14 protein-coding genes are annotated in these 21,026 nt (G+C 65.0%); 8 read left to right on the top strand and 6 right to left on the bottom strand.

The window, feature by feature from the left end:
* Nucleotides 1-42 precede the first annotated feature (42 nt).
* Nucleotides 43-834 (bottom strand): coniferyl-alcohol dehydrogenase, encoded by a 792-nt coding sequence (locus BO1_RS33425; protein ID WP_028221282.1) that lies wholly within the window; start codon nt 832-834, stop codon nt 43-45.
* Nucleotides 835-1,178: 344 nt separating this feature from the next.
* Between BO1_RS33425 and BO1_RS33420 the strand changes: the two genes are divergently transcribed.
* From BO1_RS33420 to BO1_RS33405, 4 genes are all read left to right on the top strand, one after another.
* The gene (locus tag BO1_RS33420; protein ID WP_028221281.1) at nt 1,179-1,646 is read left to right on the top strand and encodes an SRPBCC family protein; all 468 of its coding nucleotides are present in this window, start codon (nt 1,179-1,181) and stop codon (nt 1,644-1,646) included.
* Between the two features lie 50 nt (nt 1,647-1,696).
* Nucleotides 1,697-2,065 carry a nuclear transport factor 2 family protein gene (locus BO1_RS33415; RefSeq protein ID WP_028221280.1) on the top strand — a complete coding sequence of 123 codons (369 nt, stop codon included), beginning with the start codon at nt 1,697-1,699 and terminating at the stop codon, nt 2,063-2,065.
* Nucleotides 2,066-2,087: 22 nt separating this feature from the next.
* Nucleotides 2,088-2,855: an SDR family NAD(P)-dependent oxidoreductase gene (locus tag BO1_RS33410; protein ID WP_028221279.1), complete on the top strand. Its 768-nt coding sequence runs from the start codon at nt 2,088-2,090 to the stop codon at nt 2,853-2,855.
* Between the two features lie 300 nt (nt 2,856-3,155).
* Complete coding sequence (locus BO1_RS33405) at nt 3,156-4,232, top strand: porin (RefSeq protein ID WP_028221278.1); 1,077 nt, start codon at nt 3,156-3,158, stop codon at nt 4,230-4,232.
* Nucleotides 4,233-4,292: 60 nt separating this feature from the next.
* Here BO1_RS33405 and BO1_RS33400 read toward each other — a convergent pair whose 3' ends face one another.
* Entirely contained in the window at nt 4,293-5,552 is a 1,260-nt protein-coding gene (locus tag BO1_RS33400) for a flavin-dependent oxidoreductase (RefSeq protein WP_028221277.1), read from the bottom strand.
* Between the two features lie 224 nt (nt 5,553-5,776).
* On the opposite strand from BO1_RS33400, the gene BO1_RS53805 reads away from it, so the two are divergent.
* Nucleotides 5,777-6,280 (top strand): MarR family winged helix-turn-helix transcriptional regulator, encoded by a 504-nt coding sequence (locus BO1_RS53805; protein ID WP_043287626.1) that lies wholly within the window; start codon nt 5,777-5,779, stop codon nt 6,278-6,280.
* A 44-nt stretch (nt 6,281-6,324) separates the two neighbouring features.
* Here the strand turns inward: BO1_RS53805 and BO1_RS53800 are convergent, their stop codons facing one another.
* From BO1_RS53800 to BO1_RS53795, 4 genes are read right to left on the bottom strand one after another with little or no spacing between them, the layout of a single operon-like run.
* Nucleotides 6,325-7,890 carry an efflux transporter outer membrane subunit gene (locus tag BO1_RS53800; protein WP_084688388.1) on the bottom strand — a complete coding sequence of 522 codons (1,566 nt, stop codon included), beginning with the start codon at nt 7,888-7,890 and terminating at the stop codon, nt 6,325-6,327.
* Complete coding sequence (locus BO1_RS33385; RefSeq protein WP_028221276.1) at nt 7,887-11,114, bottom strand: efflux RND transporter permease subunit; 3,228 nt, start codon at nt 11,112-11,114, stop codon at nt 7,887-7,889. The genes BO1_RS53800 and BO1_RS33385 overlap by 4 nt, the downstream gene beginning before the upstream one ends.
* Before the next feature lie 6 nt (nt 11,115-11,120).
* Complete coding sequence (locus tag BO1_RS33380) at nt 11,121-14,210, bottom strand: efflux RND transporter permease subunit (protein WP_028221275.1); 3,090 nt, start codon at nt 14,208-14,210, stop codon at nt 11,121-11,123.
* A 12-nt stretch (nt 14,211-14,222) separates the two neighbouring features.
* A complete protein-coding gene (locus BO1_RS53795; protein ID WP_084688386.1) occupies nt 14,223-15,419 on the bottom strand; it encodes an efflux RND transporter periplasmic adaptor subunit in 1,197 nt (398 codons plus the stop codon).
* 378 nt (nt 15,420-15,797) lie between these two features.
* On the opposite strand from BO1_RS53795, the gene BO1_RS33370 reads away from it, so the two are divergent.
* From BO1_RS33370 to BO1_RS33360, 3 genes are all read left to right on the top strand, one after another.
* Entirely contained in the window at nt 15,798-17,330 is a 1,533-nt protein-coding gene (locus BO1_RS33370) for a sensor histidine kinase (RefSeq protein WP_028221274.1), read from the top strand.
* On the top strand, nt 17,315-18,682 hold the full coding sequence (locus tag BO1_RS33365; protein ID WP_028221273.1) for a sigma-54-dependent transcriptional regulator: 1,368 nt from the start codon (nt 17,315-17,317) through the stop codon (nt 18,680-18,682). Before BO1_RS33370 ends, BO1_RS33365 begins: the two co-directional genes overlap by 16 nt.
* A gap of 169 nt (nt 18,683-18,851) precedes the next feature.
* Nucleotides 18,852-20,777 (top strand): potassium transporter Kup, encoded by a 1,926-nt coding sequence (locus tag BO1_RS33360; protein ID WP_028221272.1) that lies wholly within the window; start codon nt 18,852-18,854, stop codon nt 20,775-20,777.
* Nucleotides 20,778-21,026: the final 249 nt, after the last annotated feature.

Genomic DNA, 21,026 nt, shown 5'->3' with positions numbered 1-21,026 from the left:
GACTCCTTTGATGTGAGAGTTGACCGCAGCGGATGCGGTGTATCAGACCGGATCGAGAATACGCGAGGCGAGCAGGCCGCCGTCGACCGGCAGGTTCGCACCGGTGATCCACGCGCTTTCCGATTGCAGCAGGAAGACAATCGCGGGTGCGATCGCCAAGGGCGTGCCGACGCCGCCCGCGCGCCGGATCGCGTCATCGACGTTGGCGGCCCCGAGCGTCACGCGGAAGTCCTTGAGAATGGGGGTGTCCGTGGGGCCGGGGCTGATGCAGTTGATGCGGATGCCGGCCGCGCTGCGCAGCGCGGCCGCGCGCGTCATCGTCCAGACGATCAGCGCTTCCTTGAAGTATGCATAGGCGCCTGGGTCGGAAACGGGATGCTGCGCAAGCCAATTGAGGCCATCGTCGAAGTTGCGCGTCGCCGCGAGTTCGACGTGAAGCGCACGCCGGTCCTGCCAGTTTTGACCTGCTGTGGAAGCGACGTTTACGATCGAACCGCTACGCGCGATCTTCGGCAATGCGGCTTCGGTCAGCTGACGCAGGCCCAGATAGTTGACGCGCGCGACCTTGTCCGCGCCCGCCGTGCCCGGCACGCCCGCGACATTGCACAGGCCTGCGAGCGCATCGGGAAGCAGCGTGGCTGCGGCGTCGATCGATGCAGGATCGGCCAGATCGACCTGGATGAAGCGCGCGACAGCGAAATCGGGCGCATGGCGATCGAGCGCGATGACTTCGACATCCTGAGCGATGAGCAGGCGCGCAGTCTGTGCGCCGATCCCCGAAGCGGCGCCGGTGATGGCGACTGCCCTCGACGGTGGCGGCGTGGAATTTGACATGTGTTCTCCTGGTTCCGATGCGTGCAGGGTCAGTGCGCGATTGGGTTCGTGTTCGATGCAACGGACCTGCGCAATGACGGTGTCGGAATTCTCGGTTCGCGGTGGGGGCGAATCCACATAACGCGATTGATACGCAGCATTCAATGCGATTTATATGACCCGGGCACGCGTATGCGGCGTCGTGCGCGAAGCACGTGAGGCGCAATGTCCGCATAGAGCGCACTGATACCCCGGAATAGAGCGCACTGATGGTTGTTCCGGCGCGTGCCTCCTAGAATCGGTTCAGTGCCATGGAGCGAGCTCATCGCCTTGCCACATGTGATCCACTCAAACAGGAGACAGCAATGATCAGCGTCAGTCGAAAACTGGAAGTCAATCCCGCCGATGGTTCGGAGAAGATTCGCCTGAATCGCCAGCAAGTTTGGCAAGGGTTGGTGCGCAAAGCGGAAAACGCCGTGCCGTACGTGGAAGCGATCACGAAGTGCGACATCGTCGAGCAGCAGCCGGAGCGCCTGATTCGCCAGGTCGTATTGCACGGGGAGACGCTGCGCGAGCTGATTCTCTTCTTCCCGGAAGAGCGGGTCGAATTCGTGCGTCTTTCGGGACATGCGAAGGGATTGATCCGCAACATCATCGAAGAGGACAAGGACCACAGCCTGGTCCTGCGCTTTACTTTCGATCTCGTGCTGGACGGCGTGGAGCCGGGCAGCGCGAAGGAAGCAGAGTTCGCGGCCGGCATGGAGCAGGCCTATCTGGATGCGGTGCGCACGACCTTGCGGCGCATTCGCGAGGAACTGTCCGCGCAAGTCTGAAACAGGGCGCAACGCGCGCTCACGACAATTCATCAACGACGGAGACAGAGATGCGCTGCAACATCGAAACGATGTTCTCGAACATCGACGCGAAGGACGTGGACGGCTTTCTTGCCAATCTCGCCGATAACGTGGTCTTTCAGTTCGCCAATGCCTCGCCGCTGAACGGCAAGGGCGCGGTGAGAGAGGGGGTGGCCAGTTTCTATACCAGCATCGCGGCCCTCAGTCACGAGATCACCGGCAAATGGGAGGTCGGCGAGACGACCGTGCTCCGCTTCAAAACGGTCTATACGCGCCACGACGGCAACGACGTGGAGGTGCCGTGCTCGGTGATCCTGCATCACATCGAGGACGGACGCATCGACGATTACCGCATCTACACCGATCTTTCGCCCGTGTTCGCACCTGCGGTTCACTGACGCTCCATTCACGAGGACGATGATGTACAAGCCATTGGAAGACAAGGTCGTGATCGTGACCGGCGCGGGACGCGGCATCGGGCGGGCGGCGGCCCATGCACTGGCCGATGCGGGCGCTTCACTGGCATTGGCCGATCTCGACGAAGACGGTCTGCTGGAAACGGCGGAGCGCGTCGAGCGATCGGGCGCGAAAGCGATCGCGGTGAAGACGAACGTCGCGCGCGAGTCCGATGTCGCAGCGTTCGTCGAGCGTGCGCGCGAAGCGTTCGGGCGTATCGACGGTGCATTCAACAATGCGGGCGTCGAACAACGCAATACCGCGCTGCACGAGTTGACGCAAGAGCAGTGGGACTTCGTGCTCGACGTGAATCTGAAGGGTGTGTTCTTCTGCCTCAAGCACGAGATTGCCGCCATGCTGAAGTCGGGTGGCGGTGCGATCGTCAATACGTCGTCGGGTCTCGGGCGCGTGGCCATTCCGAACGCGGCGGAGTATTGCGCATCGAAAGCCGCGGTGCTCGGTGTCACAAAGAGCGCCGCGGTCGAGTACGGCGCGCGGGGTATCCGCGTGAACGCGGTGCTGCCGGGCATCATCCGCACGCCGATGATCGAGTCGCTCATCCAGCAGCCACAATTCTCGGGATTGTTGCCGGAGCTGGAAGGGCGGCATCCGATCGGACGCCTCGGCACGCCGAACGAGGTCGCGGATACCGTGGTGTGGCTGCTGTCGGACCGGTCGTCTTTTGTGACCGGCGCCGAGATTGCCGTCGACGGAGGATTTCTCGCGCTCTAGGCGCTAACGCGCCAACGATCCGATTGTTTCCATGACGTCCCGGAGATGCCGCTCATGCGTAATCTCCGGGGCGTTTTCATTGATGCGCGCATCACTGCTATAGACCGCATTTGTATCGAACCTTAGAGCGCGGCGATTGGTTCGAGCCAGCAGCCGACTCTAGAATCGAATTGCTTCTCGATGTTATCGGTCGAGAGCGCATATTTTCCGGTCTGTTCAATGGCGCTGCGAATATAAATTAGATATACGAAATAAAAAATCAGGAAAGTCTCGTAACATAAAGACAGGAGGAGACGGTCAATGTTGAAGAAATCGGCGGCGGTACGCTCTGCGATCGCCATGGGGTTTTTCGCCTTGAGCGCGCATGCGAGCGCGCAAAGCAGTGTCACGCTTTATGGCGTGGCGGACAGCGGTCTGTTCTATGCAAGCAAATCGCTCAATGCCTCCGGGCAAAGCGCGGGCAAGAGCTGGGCGTTGATCGATAGCGGCCTTTCGCCATCGCAGTTTGGCTTCAGGGGCGTGGAGGATCTCGGCGGCGGATTGAAGATGGCGTTCGATCTGGAAAGCGGCATCAATATGACGAACGGATCGTTTAACGACTCCAACGGCAACCTCTTCGGTCGGCAGGCGTGGATGCAATTGCGCAGCGATCTCGGCAGCCTGAAGATGGGCCTGCAGTTTTCGCCTTTCTTCCTGACGCTCTATGAGCTCGATCCGCGCGGCCTCACGGCGTTCGGCAGCGGTGTCGTTCAATACGTCAACAGTGTGGTCGGCACCGGCCTCACCAACGCCAATGCCATCTCGTACACGAGTCCCGTCATAGCCGGAGTCGAGGCGAGCGCGATGTATGCGCTGGGCGGATCGGCCGGCAACTTCCGGGCGGGCCAGCAGTATTCCGTTAGCGTGAAGTACGACAACGGCAGTCTGCTGCTGGCGGCGTCGATGTACAACGGCAACGCAGGGGGCACCGCGGCGGCAACGCCAATTCCCACGACGATCGAGTTCGTGGGGCGCATGATCGGAGCCGGTTACCGCTTCGGCAGCCTGACTGTCAAGGCATCGTATGCGAGCTACAAAGTCGCTGGCGCGGGGAGCAATAGCGTCTGGGGAGGCGGCGCCGACTATCTGATCACACCCGCGCTCGACGTGAACGCGGGCATCTGGGTGACCAGCGACCGCAACGATACGGCCAATCATTCGCTGCTTGGCGCGATGGGCGTCAACTACTTTCTGTCGAAAGCCACCACGCTGTATGGACAGGTGGGCGTCGTCAACAATCACGGCGCGATGACCACGGGCCTGTCCGTCAACGGCGCGCTGAACGAAGGCGCGGGCGCGGCAGTGGGTGCCGCGCTCGGCGTGCGGCACATGTTCTAGGTGTCCCCCAGTCAGTCTCGCGTCCCTCGTTTCGCAACGAGGGGCGCACGCCTGCTTTCCTCACATGCGTTCAGCCGCTTCCAGACCCGCTACCGTGTAACCCGCGACCTGCTTGTAGCTCGCGGTGATGCTTTGAAGCTCTGCATCGTCGATGATGCCGGCAAGCGACGAGAACGGCTGGCCGTTCGTTCTCTCATGCACGACCTGGAGGATCTTGTCGGGCGGCGCGTTGCGGTTGGTCAGCACGACGTCGCCCGTCGCCTTCACGCGTTCCTTGTCGTAGGCCAGCAGCGCCTGCGGGCCGACACCGAGTTCGGCGAAGCGCCTCGAAAGAACGTCTGCGTCGACGATCGCCTGGCCTGCGCCGTTGGAGCCGCGCGGCACCATCGGATGGGCTGCATCGCCGAGCAGGGTGAGGCGGCCGAAGGTCCAGCGCGGCAGCGGGTCCTGATCGACCATCGGGAACTGAAGAATCCCGCTCGTGGCTTCGATCATGCCGGCCACGTCGAGCCAGTCGAAATGCCAGTCGGCGAACGCCGGAAAGAAGTCCTCCAGACGGCCCGCGCCGTTCCAGTCGCGGCGCGCGGGTTGCGGCGCGTTGATCTCCGCCACCCAGTTCACGAGTTGACGTCCTTGCGCATCGACGTTGTCCCTGATCGGATAGATCACCATCTTGCCGACACCCGGAACGAGCGCGCCTGCACGAACCATCGTCGCGCCGCTGAGAAAGGGCTTCCAGTGAACCGCGCCACGCCACATGTTCACGCCGGAATAGCGCGGCATGCCTTCGTTGGGATAGAACTGCTTGCGCAGCGCCGAGTGCAGGCCGTCGCACGCGACGGCGACCGAGGCTTTCGCGGTATAGGTGTTTTCTTTCGAATCGACGAAATGGACTGTCGCTTCATCGTCCGAGCTTGATGCACCGGTGCATTTGTGGTCGAGCACCACGGCGTGCGCCCCCAGGCGCTCGCGTACCGCGTCCAGCAAGACCGATTGAAGATCGCCGCGATGAATCGAAAACTGTGGCGTTGCATAACCCGCCGGGATACCGGCCGGTTCCCGATAGATGAGCTGACCATGACGATTGAAGAACGCGGCCTCCTTCGTCGCGATGCTGGCCTCGCCCAGACGCTCGTTAAGCCCGAGACGGCCGAGCACGCGCGTTGCATGTGGCAAGACGTTGATGCCGACGCCGAGCGGGCGAAGCTCCGGCACGGCCTCATACACGCGGCAACTGATTCCCGCATCGTGCAGGGCGAGCGCCAGCGTCAGTCCGCCGATGCCTGCGCCAATTACTAGTACGTCACATTCCTTCGACATTTCTCCTCCAGGCACACTTGTGCGATCAATGGTCGACACCGGCAAGCGGCATCAATATAAATTGACATACATCTGCTGAATAAGGGGTGTTGCAGGTGAATAAGCAGACGTCTGCCTAATATTAGAGTTGATGAAATGTCATGTCAACGGTGAGGCGAGGGCAGGCGTGCGTCGCTTGCTGCGGTAAAATCGGCGTTGACACGTGCATCCCGTTCCGATTCGCCATGACCAAGAAAGCCGCACCTCAACCCGCTCCCGAACCTGTCCTGGACGAGCTTTATCGGCGTCCCGGCTTCCTGATTCGCCGGGCGCATCAGATCGCCATCGATATGTTCATCGAGGCCTGCGCGCCTGTCGATCTCACGCCGAGCCAGTACGGCGTGTTGTACATCCTCAATCTGGCGGGGCCGGTGAGTCAGATCGGCGTTGCGAGGCTGATCGGGCTCGATCGATCGACGACGGCCCTCGTCATCAAGCTGCTGACGGAGCGCGGCCTCGCGATGAAGTCGCCGAGTCCGCTGGATGCGCGCAAGGTCGAAATTCTCATTACGGCAGAAGGGAGGAAGACGCTGCGCCAGGCCGCGAAGCTCGCCGAGAAGGAAAAGGAGAGGTTGCTGGCGCCGTTCACCAAAGAGGAGAGCCGCGCGTTCCTCGCGCTGCTCGAAAAGTTCGTCACGCATCACAATGAAAGCACACGCGTGAGCATGAGCGGCGCCCTTGACGCGTAGCACCGCATAGCGCGCGACGACAGTGCCGGGGACACCGCTAGCGATTACCGCACTGTTTTTTCGCCGTCGTTATCGGCGCTGCCAGCCGCGCTGTCCCCCAACACCGCCGCCCCGCGTTTCTCATCCCATTCCCACCCCCCACCCAGGTTCTTGATCAACGCTACGCTGCTCTGCATTTGCAACGATTGCGTATCCTTCAAGCTCTGCGCTGCCTGCAGCAGCGTAAGCTGCTGCGTCAGCAAGTTCTGCTCGCTCGCCGTGCCCGCGCTCAATTGCGCCTGCGTGCTCGCAAACAAGGCCTGATTGCGCTCGTATATGTGCGCGTAGGCAGCCTCCTGTTGTGTCAGGTGGTTCCAGGAGGACAGGCTGTCTTCAACGTTCTGGAATGCGCTCAGTACCGCTTGCCGGTAATTGGCCACCGCCTCGTCGTAGGTCGCGCGTGCCTCGTGCACCGCCGCCGTGCGCGCGCCCGCGTCGAACAGCGTCGCCGCCAGTTCCGGGCCCAGCGTCCAGACGCGGCTCGGTAGCGAGAATAATTGCGCGAACGTGTTGTGCTCGAAGCCGCCCTGCACACCCAAGTCCAGTACCGGGAAAAATGCCGCCTCGGCCACGCCTATCTTCGCGTTCGCCGCCGCCGCCGTGCGCTCGGCCTGCACCACGTCCGGCCTGCGTTCGAGCAGTTGCGATGGCAACGTCAGCGGTACCGCCGGCGTGTTGAATGCGTAGTCCTCGCGCGGCGCAAGCGTGAAGCTCGCGGGCGGCTCGCCGATCAGCACGGCTATCGCGTGCTCGTCCTGCTCGCGCGCCGTCTCGGTGCTCTGCAATGTCGCCACCACCAGCTCCAATGTGTCCTGTGCGGCTAGCACGTCGTCGTTCGAGGCCGTGCCCTGTGCATAGGCCGCGCGCGTGATGTCGAGCAGGCGCGCGTCAATCGCCTGCTGTTGCTTGAGCGAGGCAATGTCGATGTCGGCCTGGCGCAGCGCGATGTAGTCGTCGGCCACGCTCGTCGCGATCGACAGGCGCTCGCCCGCAAGTTGCGCGTCGGTGGCCTGCGCGCTTTCCTTGCTCGATTCAATCTCGCGGCGGATTTGCCCCCACAGATCAGGCTCCCAGCTCGCTGCCACGTTCACGCTCACGCTGTTGTGCACGCCCGGCACGGTCCCCGTCGTCGAGCTCACGCCGCCCGTCGCGGCGCCCGGCCCCGTGCCGCTGCGCGTGGCCGACATCCCCGCCGTGACCACCGGAAAGAGGCTCGCCACGCTCGCGTCCACCGTCGCCTGCGCCAGCCGGTAGGCCGCCTCGGCTGCGATGATCGACTGGTTCGCCTTCAGCGACTGCTCGACGAGCTGCGTGAGCGTGGGGTCGTCGTAGAGCGTCCACCAGTCGCTGGAGAGCGACGCCTGCGGGTTGGCCCGCGCGCGCTGCCAGTCCACCCCTTCCTTGAACGTGGCCGGCACGTCCACCGGGGGCTTGTGGTAGTCGGGGCCGACCGCGCAGCCCGCGAGCCATACCAATGCGAGTGTGGCCGCGCAGCGGCGCAGCAGGGTTCGCGGCCGCAAGAGCCTGATGTGAGAAGGCCGCGCAATGAGGAACGCAGGTGTCATGGTCATGCTGCCTTCTTGCGAGGACGCAAGCGTTGATAGGCCCGGTCGAGCCACAGATAAATGACGGGCGTCGTATAGAGCGTGAGCATCTGGCTGAAGATCAGGCCGCCAATGATCGAGATGCCGAGCGGCTTGCGGAATTCCGATCCGTAGCCCGAGCCGAACACGAGCGGCAGCGCGCCGAGTATCGCGGCGCTCGTCGTCATCATGATCGGCCGGAAGCGGATCAGGCAGGCGCGCGTGATGGCCTCGCTCGCGGGCCGCTTGTGCTCGCGCTCTTCGGTGATCGCGAAGTCGATCATCATGATCGCGTTCTTCTTCACGATGCCGATCAGCAGGATCACGCCCACCAGCGCGATGATCGAGAGCTGTGTATGCGTGACGAGCAGCGCGATCAGCGCGCCCACGCCGGCCGAGGGCAACGTCGAGAGGATCGTGAGCGGGTGCATCAGGTTCTCGTAGAGGATGCCGAGCACGATGTACACGGAGAGCAGCGCCGCCAGGATCAGCAGCGGTTCGCTCGCGACCGCCTGCTGGAATACTTGCGCCGTGCCCGCGAAGCTGCCCGTGATGCTGGCGGGCATGCGCAGTTGCGCGACGGCGTCGTCCACTTCGCGCGTGGCGTCGCCGATCGAGGCGCCTGGCGCCAGGTTGAACGAGGCCGTGACGGCCGGGAAGGTGCCCTGGTGGTTGATCGAGATGGCGGTGCGGTCAATCGAGAAGCGCGCCATGGCCGTGAGCGGCACGAGTGCCTCGCCGTTGGCGAGCACCGCCGTGGCGGGCGTGTTGGTGGTGCTGCCGGGGCCCGCAACGGCCGCCGCCGATGCCGCGGCGGCAGTGGCGGCGGCCTCGCTCGCGGAGATGGCGACGCTCGGGGCAGTCGGGCTGCCGCTGCCGCTCGAGCCGCCCTGGCCCGGGTTCGGCGCGCCCGCGCTCACGTAGATGCCCTTGAGCGCGGCCGGGTTGGTCCAGTACTCGGGCGCGAGCTCCATCACCACGTGGTACTGGTTCGCCGACTTGTAGATCGTGGAGACCTGGCGCTGGCCGAACGCGTCGTAGAGCGCGTTGTCGATCGAGGTGTAATTCACGCCCATGCGCGCGGCAGCGTCGCGGTTCACGTCCACCGTCGCCTGCATGCTGTTGTCCTGCTGATCCGTGTTCAAGTCTTCGAGTATGGGGATCTTGTGCATCAGGGCGACCACCTGCGGCACCCAGTTGTCGAGGTCGCTCTGGTCGTCGGCGGTGAGCGTGTACTGGTACTGCGCCGCGCTCTGCCGCCCGCCCACCGTGATGTCCTGGGACGATTGCAGGTAGAGCCGCGCGCCCGGAATATTGCCGAGCGTGTGGCGGATCTGCGCGATGACTTCGTCGGCGCTCGCATGGCGCACGCCGAGCGGCTTGAGCGTCACGAACATGATCGCCGTGTTGATCGCGTTCGTGCCGCCGATGAAGCCGCCCACGGTCTCGACATTGGGATTGGCCAGCACCTGCTTCGAGATGGCCTGGAACTTCTGCTGCATCAGCCGGTACGAGATGCTCTGCGAAGCCTGGATCGAGCCAATCAGGCGCCCCGTGTCTTCCTGCGGAAAGAAGCCCTTGGGCACGACCACATAGAGCATCACGTTGAGCGCGAGAATGAGGATCGTGACGATGCCCATCAAGAGCGGATGGCGGATCACCCAGCCGAGCGTGCGCGCATAGAAGCGGTGAAAGCGCGAGTCGGGATAGTCCGTTTCGCGGTGGCCTGCGTGCTCGCCGCGCAGCGCCACGCTGGCCAGCATGGGCGTGACGGTGAGCGAGATCAGCATCGACATCAGGATCGCTGCCGAGAGCGAAACCGAGAACTCGCGAAACAGCCGTCCGACGATGCCGCCCATCAGCAGCAGCGGAATGAACACGGCCACCAGCGAGACGCTGATCGAGAGCACCGTGAAGCCCACTTCGCGCGCGCCGTTGAGCGCGGCGAGCACGGGCCGCTCGCCGCGCTCGAGGTGCCGCATGATGTTCTCGACCACCACGATGGCGTCGTCCACCACGAAGCCCGTGGAGATCGTGAGCGCCATCAGCGAGAGGTTGTTCAGGCTGTAGCCGAGGAAGTACATGATGCCGAACGTGCCGAGCAGCGAGAGCGGCACGACGATGGCGGGCACGAGCGTCGTGCGCCAGCTGCGAAAGAACACGAACACGACCGCGGTCACGAGCAGGATCGAGATCAGCAGCGTGATTTCCACTTCGATGAGCGAGGCGCGGATCGTGGTCGTGCGGTCCATCAGGATGTTGAGCTTGATGGTCGGCAGGATCGACGCTTCGAGGAAGGGCAGCTCGGCCTTCACGTTGTCGACGGTGTTGATGACGTTCGCGCCCGGCTCCTTGTAGACGATCAGCAGCACGGCGGGTTTGCCGTCGGAGAGGCCGAAGTTCTCGAGGTTCTCCACTTCCTGGCGCACGTAGCCCAGGTCCGAGATGTGCACGACGTCGTTGCCCACGCGCTTGACGATGATGGGCGCGTAGTCGGCCGGGTCGTAGAGCATGTCGTTCGCGCCAATGGTGTAGTTCACCCCGGCGAGCGAGGCCGAGCCCTTCGGCAGGTCGGTGTTGGAGTTTGCAATGGCCGAGCGGATCTGCTCGAGGCTCACGCCGTAGTGGCTCACGCGGTCGGGATTCAGCTCGATGCGCACCGCGGGCAGCGCGCCGCCGCCCACGTTCACGTCGCCCACGCCCGGCGTTTGCAGCAGCTTTTGCTGCAGCACCGTCGAGGCGGCGTCGTAGAGCTGGCCGCGCGTGGCCGTATCGGAGGTCAGGCTGATGACGAGAATGGGCGCGTCGGCGGGGTTCGCCTTGCGGTACGTGGGGTTGCCGTCGAGGTTGGCGGGCAGGTTGGTGCGCGCCGCGTTGATGGCGGCCTGCACGTCGCGCGCCGCGCCGTCGATGTTGCGGTTCAGGTCGAACTGCATCGTGATGCGCGTGCCGCCCAGCGAGCTGACCGAGGTCATCTCCGTGATGCCGGCGATCTGGCCGAACTGGCGCTCGAGCGGCGTGGCCACCGAAGTGGCCACTGTGGTCGGATCGGCGCCGGGCAGCTGCGCGAACACGTTGATGGTCGGAAAGTCGATCTCGGGCAGCGGCGCCACCGGCAGCAGCTTGAACGCGAGCATGCCGAAGAGGGCAATGCCCACGGCGATCAGCGTGGTCGCGATGGGGCGGCGGATGAACGGTTCGGAGAGGTTCATCGCGGCTTACTCCGTGGCCGCGTCGGCCGCGCCCTGCGCCGGCTTGCTGAAGAAGTCCTCGACGCGGTGCAGCGCGAGGTACATCACGGGCGTGGAGAACAGCGTGAGGAGCTGGCTCACGATCAACCCGCCGATGATCGCGATGCCGAGTGGATGGCGCAGCTCCGCGCCCATGCCGGTGCCGAACGCGAGCGGCAGGGCGCCGAACAGCGACGCCATGGTGGTCATCAAAATGGGCCGGAAGCGCAGCCTGGCGGCGCGGCGGATCGCTTCCACGGGCGCGAGCCGTTCATTGCGTTCGAGCTCGAGCGCGAAGTCGATCATCATGATCGCGTTCTTCATGACGATGCCGATCAGCAGCACGATGCCGATCAGCCCGATGATGTCGAACTGCGTGCCGGTGAGCACGAGCGCCGCGAGCGCGCCGAGCGCGGCGGAGGGCAGCGTCGAGAGGATCGTCACCGGGTGGATGAAGCTCTCGTAGAGGATGCCGAGCATCAGGTAGACCACGACGATGGCAGCCGCCACGAGGAAGGCCTCGTTCGCGAGCGAGGCCTGGAAGGTGGCCGCCGAGCCTTCGAGCGACGCCTGCACGGTGGTCGGCAGGCCGATGCGCCGCTCCGCGTCAGTAAGATGCGAGAGCGCGGTGCCGAGCGTGTAGCCCGGCGCCAGGTTGAACGAAACATCGGCGTAGGGGAACTGCCCCTGGCGGTTGATCGTCACCGGCACGGGCACGACCTTCATGCTCGCCATGGAGGCGAGCGGCGCCACGCCGCCCGAGGACGTGTCCACATAGAGGCCGTCTAGCAGATGCGCCACGGCGCTAGATGCGTGGTCGGCCGCGAGCACGACGTGGTACTGGTTCAGCTGCGTGTAGATGGTCGAGACCTGGCGCTGGCCGAACGCGTCATAGAGCACGTCGTCGATCGCCTGGGGCGTGATGCCGAGGCGCGAGGCCGTGTCGCGGTCGAAGGTCAGCTGGATCTGGTTACCTTCCTGCATGGACTGGCTCTGCACGTCGGCGAACGCGGGGTCCGCGCGCAGCGCGGCAATCAGCTTGCCGGTCCATTCTCCCAGCACCACGGGGTCGGTCGCCTGCAGGCCCACGCGGTAGCTCGTGGTGGAGATGGTGTCGTCGAGCGTGAGGTCCTGCACAGGGTGCAGGAAGAGCCGCATGCCCGCGTCGCTCGCGGTGGAGTCGGCAAGGCGGCGGATCACGGCGGCGCTGCTGTCGCGCTCGCCCTTGTCCTTCAAATTGATGAGGATGGTGCCCTGGTTGAGCGTCGGGCTCGTCTGGTTGATGCCGACGAACGACGAGAGGCTCGCCACCGCGGGGTCTTTCAGGATTTGCGCGACGAGCTGCTCCTGCTTCTTCACCATGTAGGGAAACGAAATGCCGGGCGCGGCCTGCGAGATGCCTTCGATCAGGCCCGTGTCCTGCTCGGGAAAGAAGCCCTTGGGCATGAAAAAGAGAATTGCGAAGGTGAGCCCCGCCGTCACGGCCACCGAGATCAGTGTGAGCACGCGGTGCTCGAGCACCCAGCCGAGCGCCCGCACGTAGCGCGCATTGATCTTGTCGAAGAAGTCGGCGTGGTGCGCGTTGGCATGTTCGGCGTCGTGCGGCTTGAACATGCGCGAGCACATCATCGGCGTGAGCGTGAGCGAGACGATTGCCGAGATCACGATCGCAATCGCGAGCGTGAGCGCGAACTCGCGAAAGAGCCGCCCGACCACGTCGCCCATGAAGAGCAGCGGGATCATCACGGCAATCAGCGATACGGAGAGCGAAACGATCGTGAAGCCGATCTGCTTCGCGCCCTTGAGCGCCGCTTCGAGCGGCGTCTCGCCCATCTCCAGGTGGCGCGTGATGTTCTCGATCATCACGATGGCGTCGTCCACCACGAAGCCCGTTGCCACCGTGAGCGACATGAGCGTGAGATTGTTCAGCGAGAAGCCAAGCCCATAGGCCACGGCGAGCGTGCCGATCAGCGAGAGCGGCACCGTCACGGCCGGAATGATCGTGGCCGATAGCTTGCGCAGGAAGATGAAGATCACCATCACCACGAGCGCGACGGCCATGCCCAGTTCGGACTCGACGTCCTTCACGGAGGCGCGGATCGTCTGCGTGCGGTCGGTCAGCACGTCCACCTTGAGTGTGCCCGGCAGGCTCGCGCGCAACTGCGGCAGCACCTTCTGCACGCGGTCCACCACGTCGATCACGTTCGCGCCCGGCTGGCGCTGGATGTTGAGCACGATCGAGGGCTTGTCGTTGGTCCACGCGGCCTGGCGCACGTCTTCGGCGCCGTTCACGGGCTGCGCGACCTGCGAGAGGCGGATGGGCGCGCCGTTCTTGTACGCGATCACGAGGTCCGTGTAGGCATCGGCCGTTTGCAACTGATCGTTCGCGCCGATCGAATACGACTGAAAATGCCCGTCGAGGTTGCCCTTCGCCTGGTTCACGTTGGCCTCGGCGAGGGCGGTGCGCACGTCGTCGAGCGACATTCCCAGCGCATTGAGCGCGCCCGTGTTCGTCTCCACGCGCACGGCGGGGCGCTGGCCGCCGCTGATCGTCACGAGCCCCACGCCCGAGATCTGCGAGATCTTCTGCGCGAGACGCGTGTCGGCGAGGTCCTCGATCTTCGTGAGCGGCAGCGTGGCGGACGTGAGCGAGAGCGTGAGCACCGGCGCGTCGGCCGGATTGACCTTGCTGTAGACGGGCGGGTAGGGCAGGTTCGCGGGTAGGTAGCTCGCCGATGCGTTGATCGCGGCCTGCACCTCCTGCTCCGCGACGTCGAGCGAAAGCGAGAGATCGAACTCGAGCGTGATGACGGAAACGCCGTTGGAGCTGGTCGAGTTCATCGACTTCAGGCCCGCCATTTCGCCGAGTTGGACTTCGAGCGGCGCCGTGATGGACGAGCTCACCACGTCGGGCGCGGCGCCCGGGTACTGTGTGTAGACCTGGATCGTCGGGTAGTCGACTTCGGGCAGCGCGGAGACGGGCAGCAGGTGGTAGCCGAGCAGGCCGGCGAGCAGCACCGCCACCATCAGGAGCGAGGTGGCGATGGGCCGCTCGATGAACGGGCGCGAGATGTTCATGAGCGCGGCCTGTTAGTACGAATGAGACGAGCCAGAGGAAGCGGACGAGGCGGACGGAGCGGCGGAGCCGGCTGAAGCCGCCGTTGCCGACGCCACCACGCGCACGAGCGAGCCGTTGTCGAGCTTGTCGGCGCCGTCGGTGACCACGCGCTCGCCGGGCTTCACGCCGGCGTCGAGAATGGCCGTGTCGTCGCCGCTCACCGGGCCCACCTTCACGTTGCGCAGCACGGCCTTGTTGCCTGCGCCCACCACGAAGATGAAGTCGCCGTTGGTGCCGTGCTGGATCGCGACGGTCGGGATCACCGGCACCTGGTCGAGCGTGTCGGCCTGCATGCGCGCGTTCACGAACTGGTTCGGAAACAGCGTGTCGCCCGCGTGATCGAACTGGGCGCGTACTTTCACCGTGCCCGTGGTGGTGTCCACCTGGTTGTCGAGCGCGTACAGCGCGCCGGTGGCCAGCAGCTTGCGCTTGTCGCGGTCGTAGGCCAGCACCTTCACGGGGCCGCGCGCCATCGCTTCGTGAATCTGGCCGAGATAATCCTCCGGCACCGCGAAGATCACGGTGGCGGGGTCCAGTTGCGTGATGACGGCCATGCCGGTGGTGCTCGTCGTCGTCACGTAGTTGCCCGGGTCCACGAGGCGCAGGCCGATCACGCCATCCACGGGCGAGGTGATCGTGCAGTAATCGACCTGTACCTGGAGGCTCTTCACGTTGCCGGTGTCGGCCGTGACCGTGCCTTCGTCCTGCTTGACGGTGGCGACCTGGGTGTCGAGCGTTTGCTGCGTGATCGAGCCGGTCTTGATGAGCGTCTGGTAGCGCTGCAGGTTCAGGCGGTCATTGGCGAGCGTGGCCTGATCGTGCACGAGCGTGCCCTGGGCCTGCTGCAATTGCGCTTCCAGCTGGCGCGAGTCGATGTGCGCGATGACCTGGCCTTTGGTGACGTGCTGGCCTTCGCGGAAGTCGACCGAATCGAGTATGCCGTTGACCTGGGTGATGAGCGTGACCGTGCGGATGGCCGTGACGGTGCCGAGCGCGTCGATATAGACGGGCACATTGGCGAGCTTCGCGGCAACGGCCGAGACGGGCACGCCGCGTGGCGCGGCGGGCGGGGGCGCGGCGGGGCGCCGGATCAGGAAGAACCACGCCGCAACGGCGATCAGCAGCAGCGCGACAGCGAGTGCCGCCCAGTTGAGGGGTTTTCTTTTCATGACGCCTCGTTCGGGAACCCGTTAGCTTCCCTCGGCCCCTGGCGTGTTGCGCGTGCTGCCGTGGCTGGGCCGGTCTCGCGCGGGGCCATCCGGTCTACGCTGGGGAGGGATAATATTTGTGAAGTGCTACTGCAAGGGCCATGCCACCGCGCGTCGAACGATGCGGCTTGGGTTGGGCGGGCCCATGAAGGACACGGCGCGCGTGAGGCTGTCGTGAATCCCAACACGCGGTGTCATGATTCGCGACACTTTCGGCCGCCATCGCTGTGCGTTCGCGCGACAGCGCAATGGCATGGCAAGCGGCGCGCGCTGGCACGGCTTTCGCATCGGATCATGCCCCTGCTCTCGTCACGACTGAAAACCGGAAACTGGACCGACATGCTCCGATCCTTGCGCGGCCGGCTGATCCTGCTGCTCGTTCTTCTCGTTGGCGCGGCGCTGGCAACGGGCATCCTGATGGTGGGGCTGTTCCATCAGTCGGCGGCCGCGCAGCAAGGCCAGGCGGCGGCCGAGAATAGCCGCGCATGCGATGCCATCGCGGCGGCGTATCGGGCCAATTTCGGGGCCAACAGCGGAGCCTTCGGGGCGTCCAGCGGCGCGCCCAGCAGGGCTCACGCGGACGCGAAGATTCGCGACGTCGTGCTCGACGGCCCCGAGGGCGCCGCATTGCGCGAGCGCCTGGGCGTGCTGCTGGCCAAGGCGCTGCGCACGCGGCCCGGCGTGCAGGGGGGCGTCTGGAGCGGCGCGACGGGCTCGCTGGCCTACGCCTATCCAACTTACGTGGGCGCGGTGCAGCGCACCGACCCGCCCGCCGGCGAGCTGCCGCGCATTCGCGCGCTCAACGCGGCGGCGCTCGCGAACGACCGCACGACGAGCATGCGCTACAGCGGCCAGACGCAAACGCTGCTGCTGGCGGCGTGCCCGCTGCCGGGGCCGATCCCGCACCTCACCGCGTGGACCATGAGCTGGACGCTCACCTTCGCGGGCCGCAGCTACCATCAGCTGATGGCGGGCCTCGGCGTGCTGCTCGTCACGGTGCTGGCGGCGGCGGCGCTGCTCACGCATCTCACCATCACCTGGTCGCGCCACGTCTCGCAGATCGAGAGCGCGCTCAACGCCTACGACGTGGCCGAGCTGCCGGTGCTGCCCGCCACGCGCGAGCGCGAGCTCGACCGCATCGTGCTGGCGCTGAACGAGGCGGCGCGCCGGCTCGCGGCCGCGCGGCAGCGCGCCGACACGCTCGCGCGCCAGATGGCCACGGCCGAGCGCATGGCCGCGATCGGCCGCGTGGCGGCGGGCGTCGCGCACGAGATCCGCAATCCCATCGCGGCCATGCGCCTGAAGGCCGAGAGCGCCGTGGCGGCGGGCCCCGAGCGCCAGCCCCAGGCGCTGCACGTGATCCTCGGGCAGATCGAGCGCCTCGACGCACTCGTGCGGCGCCTGCTCAGCATCACCGAGCACGACGAGCCCAAGCGCGAGCGCGTGGCGCTCGCGCCGTTCCTCGACGCGTGCCTCGCGCAGTACACGGACGAGGCGGCCGCGAAGCAGGTTACGATGACGCGCACGGGCGACCTGCGCGAAGCCCGCTTCGATCCCGACCAGATGCAGCGTGCGCTCGACAACCTGATCCTCAACGCGATCCACGCGGCGCCGCCCGGCAGCCGCATCGAAGTGGCCGCGCGCAACGAACCCGAAGGGGCCGTGCTTGCCGTGCACGACGTGGGCGCGGGGCCGCCCGCCGCGATCCTCGAGCACCTGTTCGAGCCGTTCGTGACCGGCCGGCCGGACGGCACGGGCCTCGGCCTCTCGATCGTGCGCGAAGTGGCGGAGGCGCACGGCGGCGCGGCGCGCTTCACCCACAGCGAGCGCGGAACGACTTTTGAAATGGTGCTGCCATGGCCCACATCCTGATCGTCGATGACGACGAGACCATGCGCGACGCGCTCGCCGAAGTCGTGCGCGACCTCGGCCACAGCGTGTGCCTCGCGGCGAACGGGACTATGGCGCTCGAACTGGTCGAGCGCGAGCGCGTGAATGCGATGTTCCTCGACCTGCGCATGCCCGGCATCGACGGGCTCGAAGTGCTGCGCCGCCTGCGCGAGCGTCCCGGTGCGCCCACCGTGGCCGTGCTGACCGCGCACGCGACGGCATCGAACACGATCGAGGCGATGCGGCTGGGCGCCTTCGACCATCTCACCAAGCCGATCGGCCGCAACGACCTCGCGCAGGTGCTCGAGCGCATGCTGGCGAGCATCGTCGAGCCGCAGCCGGGCGCCGCGAGCGTGGAGCCCGAAACGCTGATCGGCTCCAGCGAGGCGATGCGCACGGTGCAAAAGACCATCGGCGTGGTCGCGGACAGCGACGCCACCGTGCTCATTACCGGTGAAACGGGCACGGGCAAGGAAGTGGTCGCGCGCGCGATCCACGAGCACGGGCAGCGCAATCGCGGGCCGTTCGTGGCCGTGAACTGCGCGGCGATTCCGCCCGACCTGCTCGAGAGCGAGCTGTTCGGCCATACGCGCGGTGCGTTCACGGGCGCGAGCGCCGAGCGCGAAGGCGCGTTCCGCCAGGCCGAGCACGGCACGCTCTTTCTCGACGAGATCGGCGACATGGGCATGGCGATGCAGGCCAAGATCCTGCGCGCGCTGCAAGAGCGCGTGGTGACGCCGGTGGGCGGGCGGCCCGTGCCCGTGCAGGTGCGCGTGATTGCCGCGACGCACCGCGACCTGATGCGCGGCGTGCGCGAGGGCAGCTTTCGCGAGGATCTCTATTACCGGCTGCACGTCGTGCCGATCCATCTGCCGCCGCTTTCGGCGCGCATCTCCGACATCGTGCCGCTCGCCGAGCATTTCCTCGCGCGCGCGGGCACGCCCAAGCGGCTTTCGGCCGACGCCGCGGCACACCTGATCCGCTATGGCTGGCCCGGCAACGTGCGCGAGCTGAAGAACGCGATGGAGCGCGTCGCCGTGATGGTGCGCGGCGAGTACATCCACGCGCTCGATCTCGCGTTTCTCCAGAGCGAGCGCTCGGGCGTAGACCCGCTGCTCGACTGGCCCGACGAGGACCTGCCTTCCGCGCTCGCGCGTCTCGAGGAAATGCTGATTCGCCGCGCGCTCGTGCACAGCAACAACAATCGCACCGACGCCGCGCGGCGGCTGAACGTGAATCGGCAGTTGCTGTATGCCAAGCTCAAGCGCTATGGCATCGAGGTGTCGGACGAAAAAGGCGGCGAGGGCGAGGAGGGATGCGATGGTGTGCGCTAGAGGCGCGCTGGTTCAGTGGACGTTATTCATCCCCGGTCGCGCAAGATAGCCTATAAAACAAGAACAAATTCGCAGCGCCTGAGATTGCCGCCCCGCTTGCACGCACATTGCAAGCAAATGACATGTCGTATTCGTGACATTTAAAGCCGAAACGAGCCAGGAGGCAGACATGGGAGACTCCTCATCCGCCACGCCCGCGGCCGATCCCACGCACGGCGCCGAGCCGCATCGCGAGGCGCTGGCCGGCCTCGCGCTTGCCGCGCTCGGCATCGTCTATGGCGACATCGGCACGAGCCCGCTTTACACGCTCTCCACCGTGTTCGATCCGGGCAACGGGCTGGCGCTCAATGCTTTCAATATTGTAGGCATTGTCTCGCTGATCTTCTGGTCGTTGATGGTCGTGGTCTCGCTCAAGTATGTCGCGTTGATCCTGCGGGCCAACAATCATGGCGAGGGCGGGATCATGGCGCTGCTGGCGCTTGCCGCTTCGTCGGTTGCGCACCGGCCCCGGTTGCGCAATGCGCTGCTCGTCGTGGGTGTGATGGGCGCGTCGCTGTTCTTCGGTGACAGCGTGATTACGCCGGCGATCTCGGTGCTGAGCGCTGTGGAAGGGCTGGAGGTGGCCGCGCCGGAGCTCAAGACCTTCGTGATTCCGGTGACGCTCGCCGCGTTGATCTTGCTTTTCATCGCACAAAAGCGCGGCACCGGAGGCATCGGCACGGTGTTCGGGCCGGTGATGGTGCTCTGGTTCGTCGTGATCGGCGTGGCCGGTATCGCCAATATCGCTTCCGCGCCCGTCGTGCTGGTGGCGCTCAATCCGCTGCGCGGGCTGGCGTTTTGTCTGCATCACCGGTGGCTTGCGTTTGTTGCGCTCGGTGCGGTTGTGCTTTCGCTCACGGGCGCCGAGGCGCTTTATGCCGATATGGGCCATTTCGGCAAGCGGCCGATCCGGCTCACCTGGTTTGGCGTGGTGTTTCCGGCGCTCGCGCTCAATTACCTCGGGCAGGGCGCGTTGCTGCTGGCAAACCCCGGTGCTGTGCAGAACCCGTTTTATCGGCTCTTTCCGCAATGGGCGATCTTTCCGATGATCGTGCTTGCCACGCTCGCTACAGTCATTGCCTCGCAGGCCGTGATATCCGGCACGTACTCGATGGCGATGCAGGCCATGCAACTGTCGTTCCTGCCGCGTATGAATATCGTCCATACGTCCGAGCGTGAGTTTGGGCAGATTTATGTGCCTGGTATCAACTGGATTCTGCTCATTGCTGTGGTCGCGGCTGTGGTTGGGTTTGGGTCGTCTACCGCGCTGGGGTCTGCTTATGGCATTGCCGTTACTGGCACGATGCTTATTACTACGTGCCTCACGTTCTTCGTCGTGCGCTATGCGTGGCATTACAACTGGGCGCTTTGTGTGCTGGCTACCGCGTTCTTTCTCGTGATCGATGCGCTGTTCTTCTCGGCTAATCTGCTGAAGATTGTGGAAGGGGGGTGGTTCCCGCTGGCTATTGGTGCAATCGTTTTCACGATCATGGCCACGTGGGGCCGTGGCTGGCAAATGATGATGGCAGAGGCGCGTGCTCGTGCGGGCAAGAAGCCGCTTAAGCCTTATCTTGCTTCGTTGCTTGCCAGTTCGCCTGTGCGGGTTGGTGGGACTGCGATTTTTCTCACGCCTGATACCGAGTCTGTGCCTCATGCGCTGATTAATAATCTGCGGTATAACCGCGTGCTCCATGAGCGTGTTGTGTTTCTCACGGTCACGACGCAGAGCGTGCCGCATGTGCCCGAGAACGAGCGGCTAAAGGTCGTGTTGCTGGAGCCGGGGTGTTATCAGGTGATGGTCGCCTATGGGTTCAAGGACGATGTGAACCTCCCGCTCACGCTTGCCGATGCCAAGATGGCCGGGCTCGTGTTCGAGCCTAAGGAGACTTCCTGGTTCCTGAGTCGGGCGATGGTCGTGGCCGCGCCAGGCCGGGGTATGGTGTTCTGGCGCGGGAGGCTGTTTGCTGTGATGCTTCATAACGTTGGCAATATTGCGGCGTTTTTTAAGTTGCCTGCTAATCAGGTTATTGAGTTGGGGGCGCGCGTAGAAATTTGATCGCGCAGTCGGGATTGGCGCCTTTGATGGCCGCTTTGGCCTTGACTTGTTTTCGCGGCGGGCCGCGGGCGTTGCCCCTGTGCGGGGCGGCACCTACTTTTCTTTGCCGCGGCAAAGAAAAGTAGGCAAAAGAAAGCCGCTCACACCGCCAGTGTGACGCAGTTCACCACTGCCCTGTCCATCGGAGCGGCTCCGGGGCATCCGTCTTCTCGCACACTCCGCCTTGGTGACAAGGGGCTCATTCTTCCC

This window comes from Paraburkholderia oxyphila NBRC 105797 (assembly GCF_000685075.1).
Classification (GTDB): Bacteria; Pseudomonadota; Gammaproteobacteria; order Burkholderiales; family Burkholderiaceae; genus Paraburkholderia; species Paraburkholderia oxyphila.
This window is presented reverse-complemented; position numbering and strand designations above follow the sequence as displayed.

Bases quoted from the DNA above. Each gene is read 5' to 3' on its own strand.
- BO1_RS33425 (WP_028221282.1), bottom strand. From the start codon at position 834: ATGTCAAATTCCACGCCGCCACCGTCGAGGGCAGTCGCCATCACCGGC.
- BO1_RS33420 (WP_028221281.1), top strand. From the start codon at position 1,179: ATGATCAGCGTCAGTCGAAAACTGGAAGTCAATCCCGCCGATGGTTCG.
- BO1_RS33415 (WP_028221280.1), top strand. From the start codon at position 1,697: ATGCGCTGCAACATCGAAACGATGTTCTCGAACATCGACGCGAAGGAC.
- BO1_RS33410 (WP_028221279.1), top strand. From the start codon at position 2,088: ATGTACAAGCCATTGGAAGACAAGGTCGTGATCGTGACCGGCGCGGGA.
- BO1_RS33405 (WP_028221278.1), top strand. From the start codon at position 3,156: ATGTTGAAGAAATCGGCGGCGGTACGCTCTGCGATCGCCATGGGGTTT.
- BO1_RS33400 (WP_028221277.1), bottom strand. From the start codon at position 5,552: ATGTCGAAGGAATGTGACGTACTAGTAATTGGCGCAGGCATCGGCGGA.
- BO1_RS53805 (WP_043287626.1), top strand. From the start codon at position 5,777: ATGACCAAGAAAGCCGCACCTCAACCCGCTCCCGAACCTGTCCTGGAC.
- BO1_RS53800 (WP_084688388.1), bottom strand. From the start codon at position 7,890: ATGACCATGACACCTGCGTTCCTCATTGCGCGGCCTTCTCACATCAGG.
- BO1_RS33385 (WP_028221276.1), bottom strand. From the start codon at position 11,114: ATGAACCTCTCCGAACCGTTCATCCGCCGCCCCATCGCGACCACGCTG.
- BO1_RS33380 (WP_028221275.1), bottom strand. From the start codon at position 14,210: ATGAACATCTCGCGCCCGTTCATCGAGCGGCCCATCGCCACCTCGCTC.
- BO1_RS53795 (WP_084688386.1), bottom strand. From the start codon at position 15,419: ATGAAAAGAAAACCCCTCAACTGGGCGGCACTCGCTGTCGCGCTGCTG.
- BO1_RS33370 (WP_028221274.1), top strand. From the start codon at position 15,798: ATGCTCCGATCCTTGCGCGGCCGGCTGATCCTGCTGCTCGTTCTTCTC.
- BO1_RS33365 (WP_028221273.1), top strand. From the start codon at position 17,315: ATGGCCCACATCCTGATCGTCGATGACGACGAGACCATGCGCGACGCG.
- BO1_RS33360 (WP_028221272.1), top strand. From the start codon at position 18,852: ATGGGAGACTCCTCATCCGCCACGCCCGCGGCCGATCCCACGCACGGC.